Genomic DNA, 12,495 nt, shown 5'->3' with positions numbered 1-12,495 from the left:
TAGCGTGGCGTCATGACCGCCTCCCCGCGCGACGCCTCCCCGGTGTCCGCCACCGCGCCTCCTCTGCTCCGTCGCCCCTTCGTGCGTCAGCACTGGGGCGGCCTGGCGTTCGCGCACTGGCGGGTGGAGCCCGAGCGGGTCGCGCCGCTGCTGCCGCCGGGCACCCGGCCCGACGTCCACGACGGGTCGACCTGGGTGGGGCTCATCCCGTTCCGCCTCTCGGGCAGCGCGTTCGGGCCGATGCCGGCCGTGCCGTGGGCGGGCTCGTTCCTCGAGACGAACGTGCGGCTCTACTCGGTCGACGACCTCGGCCGTCGCGGCGTCGTGTTCCGCACCCTCGAGGCGCAGAAGCTGCTGCCGGTGCTCGGCGCGCAGGCCGGCCTCGGCCTGCCCTACCGCTGGGCGTCGATGAGCAAGCGCGAACGAGGAGGCGTCGTCGAGTACGCATCCCGCCGCCACGGCCCCGGAGCGCGGCCGTCCAGCCGCCTCGCCGTCCGCCCGCTCGCCGACGAGGTGGTCGGCGACCCCCTCGCGGACTTCCTCACCGGCCGGTGGGGCATGCACGTGGCCCGCGGCGGACGCACCCGGTACTGGCCGAACGAGCACGCGTCGTGGTCGCTGCGCCGCGCCGAGCTGGTCGACCTCGACGACGAGCTCGTCGCCGACTCGGGCCTGCCCGGGGTGACCGACCGCGAGCCCGACTCGCTGCTCTGGTCGGACGGCGTCGACACGGTGTTCGCGCCTCCCGGCGGTCGGTGGGAGCAGCCCGGCCGGTGACGGGGCCCGGGCGCCGGCCGGACCCGGACCGGTGCCGACGGTGGACTGGCGGAGGCTGACGCGTCGTGGTCAGTCGACGTTGTTGTCGGGGTGCAGCGCCTCGAGATCGACGTCGTGGTCGATGATCGCCTGGACGGCTTCCGGGCTCGCGTCGAGCGCCGCCGAGAGGTCCTCGACGGGGACGTGGGCATCGACGGCGTCCTCCAGGGCGGAGACGGCGGCCGCGGCCGCGTCGTGGACGTCCTCGGCAGAGCTGGCGAGGAACGCCTGGACTTCCTCGCGAGCGGTGACGGCGAGGGATCCTTGCTCGTCGGTGAGCGCTGCCGAGGTGAGGTCGGACGTGGGCAGCGAAGAGGAAGGGTCGCTCATGACGCTGATCCTAGAGCTCACCAGCCCGCAGAAGGCGTCGCACGACGCAGAGCGGCTCGTCGCCCCGCCACCTCAGGGCCCGACCTCCGCCGACTTCCCGCCCACCTGCCGACGAGGTCCGGGGGCCGACCGGTCGGGACGTCCCGACGCGCGACGGGCGTCGCCGAGCGCGCCCTGGCCCGGTACGGTTGCGGGATGGTCTCCTCACCCGACGCCCCGTCCGACCTCGACCCCTCGTCGGCCGGAGCGGCCTCCGTCGTGGTGGAGGACGACGTGGCGGGAGATCCCGACGCCGCTGCGCCTGCCGCAGCCGCCGCCTCCTCTGATCCCGGTCTCGCACCGTCGGGCGAGCGCGAGGTCCTGGGCTGGCTCGAGTTCGGCGAGGCAGCCCGGCACCTCGCCCGCGACGTCGTCGCCGCCGACTTCACGCCCGACGTCATCGTCGCCGTGGCCCGCGGCGGCCTCGTGCTCGCCGGCGCCATCTCGTACGCCCTCGACACGAAGATGTGCGGGTCGATCAACGTCGAGTTCTACACCGGCGTCGACGAGCGCCTGCCCGAGCCCGTCCTGCTGCCGCCGACGCTCGACGCCCCGGCCCTCGCGGGCAAGCGCGTGCTCGTCGTCGACGACGTCTCCGACTCGGGCCGCACCCTGGCCCTCGTCCGTGACCTGCTCGCCGAGGTCGCCTCCGAGGTGCGCACCGTCTGCCTCTACAGCAAGCCGCAGACCATCCTCGAGCCCGACTTCACCTGGAAGCGCACCTCCCAGTGGATCACCTTCCCCTGGAGCGCCCTGCCCCCGGTGACCCGCGACGCCGGACAGGGGGACGCCTCGTGAGCATCCACCTGGTGGGCGGCGGCTGGGCACCCGACGAGCCCGGGCTCTACGACCTCTTCGTCGCCGAGGCGGCGGTCCGCGGCCGCGCGGTCGGGCGCGACGTCCCGCGCGTCGGCGTGCTGATCGTCGTCGCGCACGACTCGCCCTCGGAGGAGTGGCGCACCGGGTTCCCCGCCCTCATCGCGTCCGGCGGCCGCTGCGAGGTCGTCACGACCGTCGTCGAGGCAGGCGACGTCTTCGACACCCGGGTGCTCAGCGACGTCGACGGCCTCGTCGTCGGCGGCGGGCTGACGCCGGCCTACCTCGAGGCGGTGGCTCCGCTGGTCGACCAGGTGCGCCTCCTCGTCAGCGACGGCCTGCCCTACGTCGGGTTCTCGGCCGGTGCCGCGATCGCGGCCGACCGGGCCCTGCTCGGCGGCTGGCTGATCGGCGACGTCCCCGTCTGCCCCCAGGACGCCGCGGAGGACCTCGACGAGGTCGAGCTCGGCGAGGGCCTCGGCCTCGTCGACCTCGCCGTCGACGTGCACGCCGCCCAGTGGGGCACGCTCACGCGCCTGGTCGCCGCGACCGAGGCGGGCATGGTCCGAGGAGGCGTCGCGATCGACGAGCACACCGCCCTCGTCGTCGGGGAGGGCGCGCTGACCGTGCTCGGCCGCGGCAGCGTCTGGCGCGTCGAGCCGCAGGTCGACGAGCAGGGCGACGTCGTCGGCGTCTCCGTCGGCTCGCTGGGCGCGGAGTGATCGCGCGTCCGCTCGCCGACCTGGTGCACCCGAGCTGGGCCGAGGCGCTCGCGCCCGTCGCACCGCTCGTCGCCGACATGGGCGAGTACCTCCGCGCCGAGGTGCGCGCCGGTCGCGGCTACCTGCCCGCCGGCGAGGCCGTCCTCCGCGTCTTCACGACGCCGCTCGACGAGGTGAAGGTGCTCGTCGTCGGCCAGGACCCCTACCCGACGCCCGGCCACCCGATCGGTCTCTCGTTCGCCACCGCCCCGGACGTCCGGCCCGTGCCGCGCAGCCTCGCGAACATCTACCGCGAGCTGCACGACGACCTCGGTCACCCGCCCGTCGCGCACGGCGACCTCACCTCGTGGCAGCGCAACGGGGTCATGCTGCTCAACCGCGTGCTGACGGTGCGTCCCGGCGAGGCCGGCTCGCACCGCGGCAAGGGCTGGGAGCCCGTCACCCAGCGGGCCGTCGAGGTGCTCGCGGCCCGCGGCGGACCGCTCGTGGGCCTGCTCTGGGGGCGCGACGCGGCCTCCCTGGTGCCGGTGCTCGGCGAGGTGCCGACCGTGCAGTCCGCCCACCCGAGCCCGCTCTCGGCGTCACGTGGGTTCTTCGGGTCGCGGCCGTTCAGCCGGGTCGACGAGCTGCTCGTCCAGCAGGGCGGCACGCCCGTCGACTGGCGCCTGCCCGACCGACCCTGAGGCCGCCGGCGCGATTCAGGAACCCTCGGGCCGTGAGTCCTGCACCGTGCATGGTTCAGGACTCGAGTTTCCCCCGTCGCGCGATCCAGGACCGATCTTCCTGAATGAGGAGGCAGCGGCGTGCCAGAGTGGGGACGTGCTCGAGGAGGAATACCAGCAGAGGCGGCAGCTGCCCCGTCGGCTCCGCCCTGCGCCGGCCCCTGAGCCCGTGTTCTCGTTCGACATCAGGCCCCTGGAGCCCGCCGACCTGCCGTACGTCCGCGAGATCCACTCCCACTACGTCGCGAACTCGAGCGTGACCTTCGACGAGAAGGCGACGACCCTGGCCGAGTGGCGGCGCAAGGCGGCCGTCGGCCAGAAGCTCGGCATGCCGTTCCTCGTGGCGGTCAGCCCGGCCGGCGAGGTGCTCGGCTACGCGCACGCGACGCCGTGGGGCGGCAAGGCCGCCTACCGGTACACGGTCGAGACGTCGATCTTCCTCCGGGCGGCGGCGACCGGCCGTGGCCTCGGCCGGGCCCTGCTGGAGGCGCTGGTCGAGGCCTGCAGGGAGGCCGGCATCCGCGAGATGATCGCGGTCATCGCCGACGCCAAGGCCGAGGCGTCGATCGCCCTGCACGCGCGGCTCGGCTTCGTCGAGGTGGGCCGGATGGGCCGGGTCGGCTTCAAGTTCGGCCGCTGGCTCGGCACGGTCACGATGCAGAAGTCGCTGAAGAAGCGTCGCCGTCGAGACTCCGCGCCGCGTACCTGAGGGCCGAGTGCCCTGCGCCTAGGCTCGGGGACGTGTTCGAACTCCACCACCTCAGCGCCCAGGAGCAGTGGGACTGGCTCCGCCGCGGCGAGGTCACACCCCGCGAGCTGACCGACCACTACCTGGCGCGCATCGACCGGCTCGACGCCGGCGCCGACGGCGTCGGCGCGTTCGTCGCGGTCGGGGCCGACGCCGCGCGCGGCCGGGCCGACGCTCTCGGGCGCGCCGGCCGCAGCACCGCCCCGCTGTGGGGCCTGCCCCTGGCCGACAAGGACCTCACCGACCGCGCCGGCCTGCCGACCGGTCTCGGCTCGCGGCTCTCCCGCGGGCGCGTCGCCGAGCAGGACTCGGAGATCTCCGCGGTGCTGGGCGAGGCCGGCGCGGTCAGCCTCGGCAAGACCGCGACGCCCGAGTTCGGCCTCACCGGCTACACGGAGCCCGTCGCCGGTCCCGTCCCGCGCAACCCCTGGCGTCGCGACCTCGGCGCGGGCGGCTCGAGCGGGGGAGCGGCGGCCGCGGTCGCCGCCGGCCTGCTGCCGTTCGCCCCCGGCTCGGACGGCGGCGGCTCGATCCGCATCCCCGCCGCCATGACCGGGCTCGTCGGCCTCAAGCCCTCGCGCGGCCGGGTGCCGGCGCAGTCGGGCATCACGAGCCTCGGCGGCCTCGCCGTCGGCGGCCCGATCGCCCGCACCGTCGCCGACGCCGCGATGCTGCTCGACGCGATGGTGTCGCCCGACGGCCGGGCACCGCGCGACCACTTCGCCCTGCGGGCGCCCGGCTCGCCCGACGGGGCGTGGCTCGGCACCGCCGTCCGCGGCGAGGGGCGCTTCCAGCTCGGGGTGCTGACGGCCAGCCCGTGGGACGACGCGTACGACGTCCGGATCGACCCGCGCCTCCTCGGGGTGCTGCGCGACACCGCCGACCAGCTCGACGCCCTCGGGCACGGCGTGGACGACGCGTCGCTGCCCGGCTCCGACCCGGGGTCCCCGAACTACGCGGCCCTGTTCCGCACGATCTGGCAGGCCGGCGCGGCGGGCATCCCGGCCGAGACCGACGACGACTTCGCCCTGCTCGAGCCGATGACGGCGTGGCTCGTCCGCCGGGGCCGCGAGCTCGGCGCCCGCGAGCTGGGAGCTGCGCTGGCCGGCCTCAGCGCCTTCGAGCAGAGCGTCATCGCAGCCTTCGACCGTTTCGACGCCGTGCTGACGCCGTCGCTCGCCCTGCTGCCGCCGGCACTCGGCTGGCACGACGCCGACGACCCCGAGCGGGCCTTCGAGCAGCAGTGCCTCGTGTCGCCCTTCACCTCGTTCGTCAACGTCGCGGGCCTGCCGGCGATCACGCTGCCGGTGGCCGAGGTCGACGGGCTGCCCGCGGGGGTGCAGCTGATCGGCCGACCGGGCCGCGAGGACGTGCTGCTCGCGATCGGCGCGCAGCTCGAGCGGCGCCTGCGCTGGCAGCGGCGGCACCCCGACTGCTGGTGAGGCGCGCGGTCAGGACCCGTCGAGGGTCGGCACGGACGCGATGAGCCGCTTCGTGTAGTCGTGCTGCGGCCGCCCGAGCACGTCGTCGGTCGCGCCCTGCTCGACGATGCGGCCGCCCTGCAGCACGGCCACCCGGTCGCTGAGGTGCTGCACGAGCCCCACGTCGTGGGAGACGATCAGCAGCGACAGCCCGAGGTCGTCGCGCAGCTCGGCCAGCAGGCCGAGGATCTGCGCGCGCACGGTCACGTCGAGCGCGCTCATCGGCTCGTCGCCGACCAGCAGGTCGGGGCCGTGCACGACGGCCCGGGCGAGCGCGACGCGCTGTCTCTGGCCGCCGCTCAGCTCGTGCGGCCAGAGGTCGACGCCCCGCGGGTCGAGTCCGACACGGTCGAGCACCTCGGCGACCATGCGCTCGTGGTCGCCCGGCACGTGCAGCAGGCGCAGCGGCTCGGCCACGACGTCGCCGATCCGCATGCGGGGGTCGAGCGAGCTGTACGGGTCCTGCAGCACGACGCCCGTACGGCGGCGCAGCCAGCGCAGGCGCGACGCGCGGTCGGGTCGCACCTCGCGTCCGTCGAACGTCACGGTGCCGGCGGTCGGCCGGTCCAGCGCGAGCAGGAGGCGCACGAGGGTCGACTTGCCCGAGCCGGACTCGCCGATGAGGGCCACGCTCTCGCCCCGCCCGACGTCGAGGTCGGCCTCGACGAGCGCGTGACGCACCGGCCCGGGCTGGAACGGCGACCGGCGGGGCAGCGTGAAGGTGCGCGAGAGCCCGCGGCCGCGGAGCAGCGGCCCGGCGCCCGCGCCGTCGGCGTCGTGCTGTGCGTGCGATCCGGTCACGGTGCCCTCCAGGTCGTCGCGCGCGTCGCCTCGACGAGGCCGCGCGTCACGGGGTGGGCAGGCGAGCCGAGGAGGCGGGCGACCGGCCCGCTCTCGACCACGCGTCCCCGGGACAGCACCGCCGCCTCCTCGGCCACCTGAGCCAGCACCGCGAGGTCGTGGGTCACGAACAGGAGCGAGGCCCCGCGCTCGTCGACCAGCCGGCGGAACAGCGCGAGCACCTCGGCCTGGGTCGTCACGTCGAGCGCGGTCGTGGGCTCGTCGGCGAGCAGCACGGCGGGGCGGGCGATGAGCGCCGTCGCGATGACGGCGCGTTGCCGCTGGCCGCCGGACAGCTGGTGCGGCCACGAGTCCGCGACCGACTCGTCGAGCCCGACCTCGGCCAGGGCCTCGACGGCCCGGCGGCGCGCGTCGGCCCGCGAGACGCGGCCGTGCAGGCGCAGCGGCTCGGCCACCTGACGCCCGATGGTCATGACGGGGTCGAGGGCCGTGCGCGGGTCCTGGAACACGGCCGCGATCGTCGCTCCCCGCAGCGGGGCGAGCTGCCGGTCGGAGAGGCCGACGAGCTCGCGGCCGTCGAGGCGGATGCTGCCCGTCACGACGGCCTGCGGCGGCAGCAGGCCGAGGACGGCGAGCGTCGTCATCGACTTGCCCGAGCCGGACTCGCCGATCAGGCCGAGTCGGGCGCCGTCCGCGAGGTGCAGCGAGACGCCGTCGACGACGCGGCGCCCGTCGATCGTCACGGTCAGGTCGTCGACGTCGAGGCTCACGAGGTCACTCCGGGGGAGGCGGCGGGGGAGTCGGCAGGGTCGGGCGCGGCCGCGGGGGCGGCCGGGGCGTGGGAGTCTACGGGCGTCGCGGCACGTCGCCCGCCGCCGCGGAGGCGCGGGTCGGCGGCGTCGCGCACCGCGTCGCCCAGCAGGTTCAGCGCCAGCACGGTCAGCGTGATCGCGAGCCCGGGCCAGACGATCGTCCACGGGTGCACGCCGAGGAACTTCTGCAGGTCGGCGAGGAGGCGCCCCCACGAGGCCGTCTCGGCCGACGCCCCGTAGCCGAGGAACGACAGCCCCGCCTCCGCGAGGATCGACGTCGCCATCGCGAGCGACAGCTGCACGACGAAGACCGGCGCGATGTTCGGCAGCACGTGCCGCAGCAGCACCGTCGCGGTCCCGGCGCCCGACGCGCGGGCGGCGGTGACGTAGTCCTCTCGGGCGACCCGGCGGATCTCGCTGCGGGAGACGCGGGCGATCGTCACCCCGTAGCCGAGGCCGGCGGCGACCACGACGACCCCGAGCGACCCGCCGAACGCCGCGGCGAGGGCCATCGCGACCAGGATGATGGGGAACGCGACGAGGACGTCGATGAGCGCGGCGACCGACTCGCGCACGATCCGGGCGGTCAGCGAGCCGAGGGCGGCCAGGCCGAGCCCGACGACGAGCGCGAGGAGGCCGGCCGAGACGGCGACGACCACGGTGGTGCCGCTCGCGGCCATCACGTAGCTGGCGATGTCGCGGCCGACGGCGTCGGTGCCGAACAGGTGCGTTCCCGACGGGGGCAGCCAGGCCGAGTAGGGATCCGTGCGGAACGGGTCGGCCGGGGTCCAGAAGGGGCTGACCGCCGCGGCGAGGGCGACGAGGGCCAGCCAGGCGACGGCCGCCGCGCCCTGGGGTCGGCGCAGCAGGGCGCGCACGAACGAGCCGCGCCTCATCGCTCGACCTCGCGCAGCCGGGGGTCGAGCCGTCGGTGGGCGACGTCGACGAGCAGCCCGACGAACAGGACGATCGCGGTGAGCGTCATCAGCTCGCCCTGGACCTTGGTGAGGTCGCGGCGGCCGACGTCGGTGACGAGCATCCGGCCGAGGCCGGGCAGCGTGAACAGCTGCTCGACGACGACGGCGCCCACCACGAGCCCGACGACCTGGAGGCCGAGCACGCTGACGACGCTGAGCATCACGTTCGGCAGGCCGTGCCGCAGGAGCGCGCGGTCGAGCGTCATGCCCTTGGCCGCGGCGGCGCGGACGTAGTCCTGGTCGAGCGCGCCGATGGCGGCCGACCGGGTGAAGCGCAGCAGCACCGCACCCTCGATGATCCCGATCGTGAGGGCAGGCAGCACGAGCGAGCGGAGCGCCCGCCCGGGGTCCTGCCAGCCGTCGAGGGGCCAGCCCTGGGTGGGCAGCCAGCCGAGCGTGACCGCGAAGAGGGCGATGAGGAGCATGCCGAGCCAGACGGCCGGCACCGCGGCGAGCAGCTGCGAGCCGACGCCGACGACGAGGCCGACGGGTCGGCGGTGCCGGGCGGCGGCCCAGACGCCGGCAGGCACGCCGATCAGGAGCCCGAAGACCAGCGAGAGCCACGCCAGCGGCAGGGTCACGCCGAGCTTCTCGGCGATCTCGTCGGCGACGGGGGTGCCCGTCACGAGCGACTCGCCGAGGTCGAGGCGCAGCAGCCCGGCCGCCCAGTCGAGGTACTGCGCGGCGATCGGCCGGTCGAGGCCGAGCTGCTCCCGCAGCGCCGCGACCTGGGCGGGCGAGCCCGTCGTGCCCGCGATCGCCTGCGCGACGTCGCCCGGCAGGAGGCGGAGCGTCGCGAAGATCAGCACGCTCGCGACCACGAGCCCCAGGGCGAAGAGGGCCGTGCGTCCGAGCAGGAAGCGGGTCACTCCGAGACGGCCAGCGCGGACAGGTCGAGGCGGGTGCTGGTGGACGACGTCGGGAAGCCCGTCACGCCGTCGCGCACGGCCGTCAGCGTCGTGGCGGTGTACAGCCACTCTGCCGGGGCGTCCTCCGACACGATCCGGGCGGCCTCGGCGAGCTTGGAGGCGGCGACCTCGGGGTCGGTCGCAGCCAGCGACTCGGCGTACAGCTGCTGGACGGGAGCCGAGTCGTAGCCCCAGTAGTAGGTCGGGTCGGCCCAGTTCGAGAAGTCGTGGGTCTCGGCGTGGTTCACCACGCTCAGCTGGAAGTCGCGCGTGCCGCCGTCGGCGGGCGGCGCGAGCACGTCGTTCAGCCAGGTCGTGAAGTCGACCTGCTGCACCGTCAGCGTGACGCCGACGTCGGCGAGCTGGGTGGTGAGCACGTCGCCGATCGCGGCGGGGTAGAAGTTCGCGTACTCGAGCGTGAGGTCGAGGTCGTCGGCGTGGCCCGCCTCCGCCAGCAGCTGCTTCGCCTGGTCGGGGTCGTAGGCGTCGACGTCGGTCAGGTCCTCGTAGCCGGGGTCGAGCTCGGGGATCGGTCCGCCCTGGTCGACGGCCGAGCCGCCCACGGCCGCGATCAGCGCGTCGTTGTCGACGGCCATCCGGATCGCCTGGCGCACCCGCGGGTCGGTGAAGGGGGCGACCACGTTGTTGAAGGCGAGGGTGTACTTGTCGGTCGTCTGGCCCTTCTCGACCGTGATGCCGTCGACGCCGTCGAGCTGGGAGGCGAGGGTCGCGTCGACCGCCGTCTGCACGTCGAGGTCGCCCGAGAGGGTCGCGTTGATCGCGGCCGAGCCGTCCGTCACGTAGCGGAACACGACCCCGGCGACGCCGACCGCCTCGCCCCAGTAGTCGGCGTTCCGCTCGAGGCGGAGGTTGTCGCCCTGGGTCCACGAGGCGAGCGTGAAGGGCCCGGTGCCGTTGGCGGTGGTCGAGAGGTCGTTGGTGGCCGCCTGCTCGAGGACGAGCCCGGCACGGCCGGTCAGCGCGAACAGGAGGGCCGAGTCGGGCTGCGACAGCGTGAGCACGACGGTGTCGTCGGCGGGGGAGCTGATGTCGGCGACCGAGGCGAGGTCGGCGTGGCCCGCCAGCGACTCGTCGTCGGCGACCTGCTGCAGCGACCACACGACGTCGGCCGCGGTCATCGCGGCGCCGTCGTGGAACGTCACGCCGTCCTGCAGCGTGAACGTGTAGGTCAGGCCGTCCTCGCTGATCGTGTGCTCGCTGGCCAGCACGTCGACGATCTCGTTGTCCTGCGTGCGGCCGACGAGGCCCTGGTAGACGTTGTCGATCAGCACCTGGTCGAGGGCGATGCCGGAGGTGGTGCGGACGTCGAGGTCGGAGGGCTCGAGCACGAGGCCCACGGTGACCGTCGCGTCGGATCCGCCGCGCGGGGCGTCGGAGCCGCCCGCGGTGCACCCGGCGAGCAGGGCGAGGGAGGCGGCGGCGGCGACCACGGGGACGAGGAGGCGGGAGGGGCGCATGGCGGTGGAGGTGCCTTTCGGGAGCGGTTCGGGTCGGCGTGCACCGTCGCTCGTGGCGACCTGCACGCTCCGGTCGAAGGAGGACCGTCGTCGCTTGTGGACGTCGGACCACGGCTGGCACGTCGTCGCTGCCAGACTGACGCGCCGCCCCTCGCCCCCAGGTCGCTGCCGGACCCGTGGACGTCAGAGAATCTACTACACGGGGGTCGGCCCGGCACCGGGCCGCGCGTGTGCCCGCGCGGACGGCGCCTGTGCACCTGCCGCGAGCGCAGGCCGCCGAGTGGCGGATGAGGCAAGCCTCACCTACATTGGGTGGGACATGTTCCTCGACTTCGCCGACCCGCCCCTCCCGTACGACGCGATCCGCGTCCTCTTCGCGGGCGACGCCTCCTCGGTCCCCACCCTCCGCGCCATGCTCGCGGCCCTGCCGATCTGCGCGAGGGGCCAGGTGTTCGTCGAGGTCGACACCGTTGCCGAGATCGAGGAGCTGCCGTCGCCCGGCCGCGTCACGGTCACCTGGCTGGCCCGAGACCGCCGCTCGGGTGCGCCCGGCAGCGGTCTCTCCTGCGCGTCCGGCGAGGCGGTCGAACGTGCCGTGCGCGCGTGGCTCGCCGAGATGTACGTCGACGCCGACGCGCTGGCCGAGGCCGAGCACCTCATCTGGCTCGGGGGTCCCGAGGGCTTCGCCTGGGACCTGCGTCGCGACCTGCACGACACGGTCGCACCCCATCGGGGCGTCGTCGACCGGGGCGCGACCGCGGTCTGAGCGCCCGCTTCCTCGGCTCCTGGCGACATCTGTCGTTCGACGTCGAGACGGCCACCGGCGACTTAGGTAAGGCATGCCTTAGGCTCGACCCGTGACGATCACCGCAGAGGCCCCGCCCGAGGCCCGCCCGAAGCCCGCCCACCGCCCGTACCGGGTGCGCGTCGCGGCCCTGCGGTCCCTGAGCCCGCACTTCGTCCGCGTGACGTTCACCGGCGACGACCTCGCCGACTTCGGCGTCGACGGCCTCGACCAGCGGATCAAGCTGGTGCTGCCCCTCGAGGCCACGGGCTACGACACGTTCCCCACCGACGACTGGTGGCCGTCCTGGCGGGCGCTGCCGGCGCACGAGCAGAACGCCTTCCGCACCTACACGGCCCGCGCCGTCCGGCCGCAGCTCCGCGAGGTCGACGTCGACTTCGTCAGCCACGGCGACCAGGGAGCCGCGGCGTCCTGGCTCGCCCGCACCCGGGTCGGCGACGAGGCGATGCTCATCGGGCCCGACGCGACGAGCGGGGTCACCGGCAGCGGCGTCGAGTGGGCGCCCGGCCGTGCCTCCACCGTGATGATCGCCGGCGACGAGACCGCCGTGCCCGCCATCTCGTCGATCGTCGAGTCGCTGCCGGCCGATGCCCGGGGCTGCGTGTTCCTCGAGGTCCCGACCGCGGACGACGTGCTGCCGCTGGTCGCGCCGCCCGGCGTGACCGTGCACTGGCTGCCGCGGGTCGGAAGCGGGTCGCCGGCTGCCGACGCCGCAGCGGACGCTCCCGCCGCCTACGGTGCTCCGCTGCAGACCGCCGTCCGAGCCTGGACGGCCCGCTACGTGACCGCCTGGCACCGCGGCGTCGACCTGGAGGAGGTCGACATCGAGCACGACATCCTCTGGGACGTCCCGCAGGGCGAGGCACAGCACGGCGCCGCCCTGCAGGGCGAGCTCTACGCCTGGCTCGCGGGCGAGGCCGGCGCGATCAAGGCGCTGCGACGGTTCCTCGTGAGCGAGGTCGGCGTCGACCGCCGCCAGGTCGCCTTCATGGGCTACTGGCGGCTGGGCCGCGCCGAGATGTGACCCGGGGCGGCGTGGA

General features: G+C 74.9%; 14 protein-coding genes. 8 read left to right on the top strand and 6 right to left on the bottom strand.

Annotated elements, in window-relative coordinates:
• Nucleotides 1-12 precede the first annotated feature (12 nt).
• Complete coding sequence (locus tag IFT77_RS03310; protein WP_192041931.1) at nt 13-777, top strand: YqjF family protein; 765 nt, start codon at nt 13-15, stop codon at nt 775-777.
• Nucleotides 778-846: 69 nt separating this feature from the next.
• Here the strand turns inward: IFT77_RS03310 and IFT77_RS03305 are convergent, their stop codons facing one another.
• On the bottom strand, nt 847-1,146 hold the full coding sequence (locus tag IFT77_RS03305; RefSeq protein WP_192041930.1) for a hypothetical protein: 300 nt from the start codon (nt 1,144-1,146) through the stop codon (nt 847-849).
• Nucleotides 1,147-1,341: 195 nt separating this feature from the next.
• On the opposite strand from IFT77_RS03305, the gene IFT77_RS03300 reads away from it, so the two are divergent.
• The 5 genes from IFT77_RS03300 (at nt 1,342) to IFT77_RS03280 (ending at nt 5,635) form a co-directional block, all read left to right on the top strand.
• Nucleotides 1,342-1,983: a phosphoribosyltransferase gene (locus tag IFT77_RS03300; RefSeq protein WP_192169199.1), complete on the top strand. Its 642-nt coding sequence runs from the start codon at nt 1,342-1,344 to the stop codon at nt 1,981-1,983.
• Entirely contained in the window at nt 1,980-2,723 is a 744-nt protein-coding gene (locus IFT77_RS03295; protein WP_371740908.1) for a Type 1 glutamine amidotransferase-like domain-containing protein, read from the top strand. The genes IFT77_RS03300 and IFT77_RS03295 overlap by 4 nt, the downstream gene beginning before the upstream one ends.
• Complete coding sequence (locus IFT77_RS03290; RefSeq protein ID WP_192169198.1) at nt 2,720-3,406, top strand: uracil-DNA glycosylase; 687 nt, start codon at nt 2,720-2,722, stop codon at nt 3,404-3,406. The genes IFT77_RS03295 and IFT77_RS03290 overlap by 4 nt, the downstream gene beginning before the upstream one ends.
• Before the next feature lie 136 nt (nt 3,407-3,542).
• Nucleotides 3,543-4,154: a GNAT family N-acetyltransferase gene (locus IFT77_RS03285; protein WP_192169197.1), complete on the top strand. Its 612-nt coding sequence runs from the start codon at nt 3,543-3,545 to the stop codon at nt 4,152-4,154.
• A 32-nt stretch (nt 4,155-4,186) separates the two neighbouring features.
• Nucleotides 4,187-5,635 (top strand): amidase family protein, encoded by a 1,449-nt coding sequence (locus IFT77_RS03280; protein WP_192169196.1) that lies wholly within the window; start codon nt 4,187-4,189, stop codon nt 5,633-5,635.
• 9 nt (nt 5,636-5,644) lie between these two features.
• Here IFT77_RS03280 and IFT77_RS03275 read toward each other — a convergent pair whose 3' ends face one another.
• Genes IFT77_RS03275 through IFT77_RS03255 form a run of 5 tightly spaced genes read right to left on the bottom strand, consistent with a single transcriptional unit; the run spans nt 5,645 to nt 10,650 of the window.
• Nucleotides 5,645-6,475 carry an ABC transporter ATP-binding protein gene (locus IFT77_RS03275; RefSeq protein ID WP_371740907.1) on the bottom strand — a complete coding sequence of 277 codons (831 nt, stop codon included), beginning with the start codon at nt 6,473-6,475 and terminating at the stop codon, nt 5,645-5,647.
• A complete protein-coding gene (locus tag IFT77_RS03270) occupies nt 6,472-7,245 on the bottom strand; it encodes an ABC transporter ATP-binding protein (RefSeq protein WP_133737691.1) in 774 nt (257 codons plus the stop codon). Before IFT77_RS03270 ends, IFT77_RS03275 begins: the two co-directional genes overlap by 4 nt.
• Nucleotides 7,242-8,183, bottom strand: a complete 942-nt coding sequence (locus IFT77_RS03265; RefSeq protein ID WP_192169195.1) for an ABC transporter permease — start codon at nt 8,181-8,183, stop codon at nt 7,242-7,244. Before IFT77_RS03265 ends, IFT77_RS03270 begins: the two co-directional genes overlap by 4 nt.
• Nucleotides 8,180-9,133, bottom strand: a complete 954-nt coding sequence (locus IFT77_RS03260) for an ABC transporter permease subunit (protein WP_192041923.1) — start codon at nt 9,131-9,133, stop codon at nt 8,180-8,182. Before IFT77_RS03260 ends, IFT77_RS03265 begins: the two co-directional genes overlap by 4 nt.
• On the bottom strand, nt 9,130-10,650 hold the full coding sequence (locus tag IFT77_RS03255) for an ABC transporter substrate-binding protein (protein ID WP_192169194.1): 1,521 nt from the start codon (nt 10,648-10,650) through the stop codon (nt 9,130-9,132). The genes IFT77_RS03260 and IFT77_RS03255 overlap by 4 nt, the downstream gene beginning before the upstream one ends.
• Before the next feature lie 319 nt (nt 10,651-10,969).
• Here IFT77_RS03255 and IFT77_RS03250 point away from each other — a divergent pair, with 319 nt between their 5' ends.
• Both IFT77_RS03250 and IFT77_RS03245 read left to right on the top strand, forming a co-directional pair.
• Nucleotides 10,970-11,416, top strand: a complete 447-nt coding sequence (locus tag IFT77_RS03250) for an SIP domain-containing protein (RefSeq protein WP_192169193.1) — start codon at nt 10,970-10,972, stop codon at nt 11,414-11,416.
• A gap of 91 nt (nt 11,417-11,507) precedes the next feature.
• Entirely contained in the window at nt 11,508-12,479 is a 972-nt protein-coding gene (locus IFT77_RS03245) for a siderophore-interacting protein (RefSeq protein WP_371740906.1), read from the top strand.
• Nucleotides 12,480-12,495: the final 16 nt, after the last annotated feature.

Origin of the sequence: Frigoribacterium sp. CFBP 13729, assembly GCF_014841875.1 — a bacterium.
Taxonomy (GTDB): Bacteria; Actinomycetota; Actinomycetes; order Actinomycetales; family Microbacteriaceae; genus Frigoribacterium.
Note: the sequence above shows the minus strand (reverse complement) of the source record. Positions and strands in the feature narration are given on the sequence as shown.

Excerpts from the sequence above, each read along its gene's own strand:
- IFT77_RS03255 (WP_192169194.1), bottom strand. The coding sequence starts at position 10,650 with ATGCGCCCCTCCCGCCTCCTCGTCCCCGTGGTCGCCGCCGCCGCCTCC.
- IFT77_RS03300 (WP_192169199.1), top strand. The coding sequence starts at position 1,342 with ATGGTCTCCTCACCCGACGCCCCGTCCGACCTCGACCCCTCGTCGGCC.
- IFT77_RS03305 (WP_192041930.1), bottom strand. The coding sequence starts at position 1,146 with ATGAGCGACCCTTCCTCTTCGCTGCCCACGTCCGACCTCACCTCGGCA.
- IFT77_RS03250 (WP_192169193.1), top strand. The coding sequence starts at position 10,970 with ATGTTCCTCGACTTCGCCGACCCGCCCCTCCCGTACGACGCGATCCGC.
- IFT77_RS03310 (WP_192041931.1), top strand. The coding sequence starts at position 13 with ATGACCGCCTCCCCGCGCGACGCCTCCCCGGTGTCCGCCACCGCGCCT.
- IFT77_RS03265 (WP_192169195.1), bottom strand. The coding sequence starts at position 8,183 with ATGAGGCGCGGCTCGTTCGTGCGCGCCCTGCTGCGCCGACCCCAGGGC.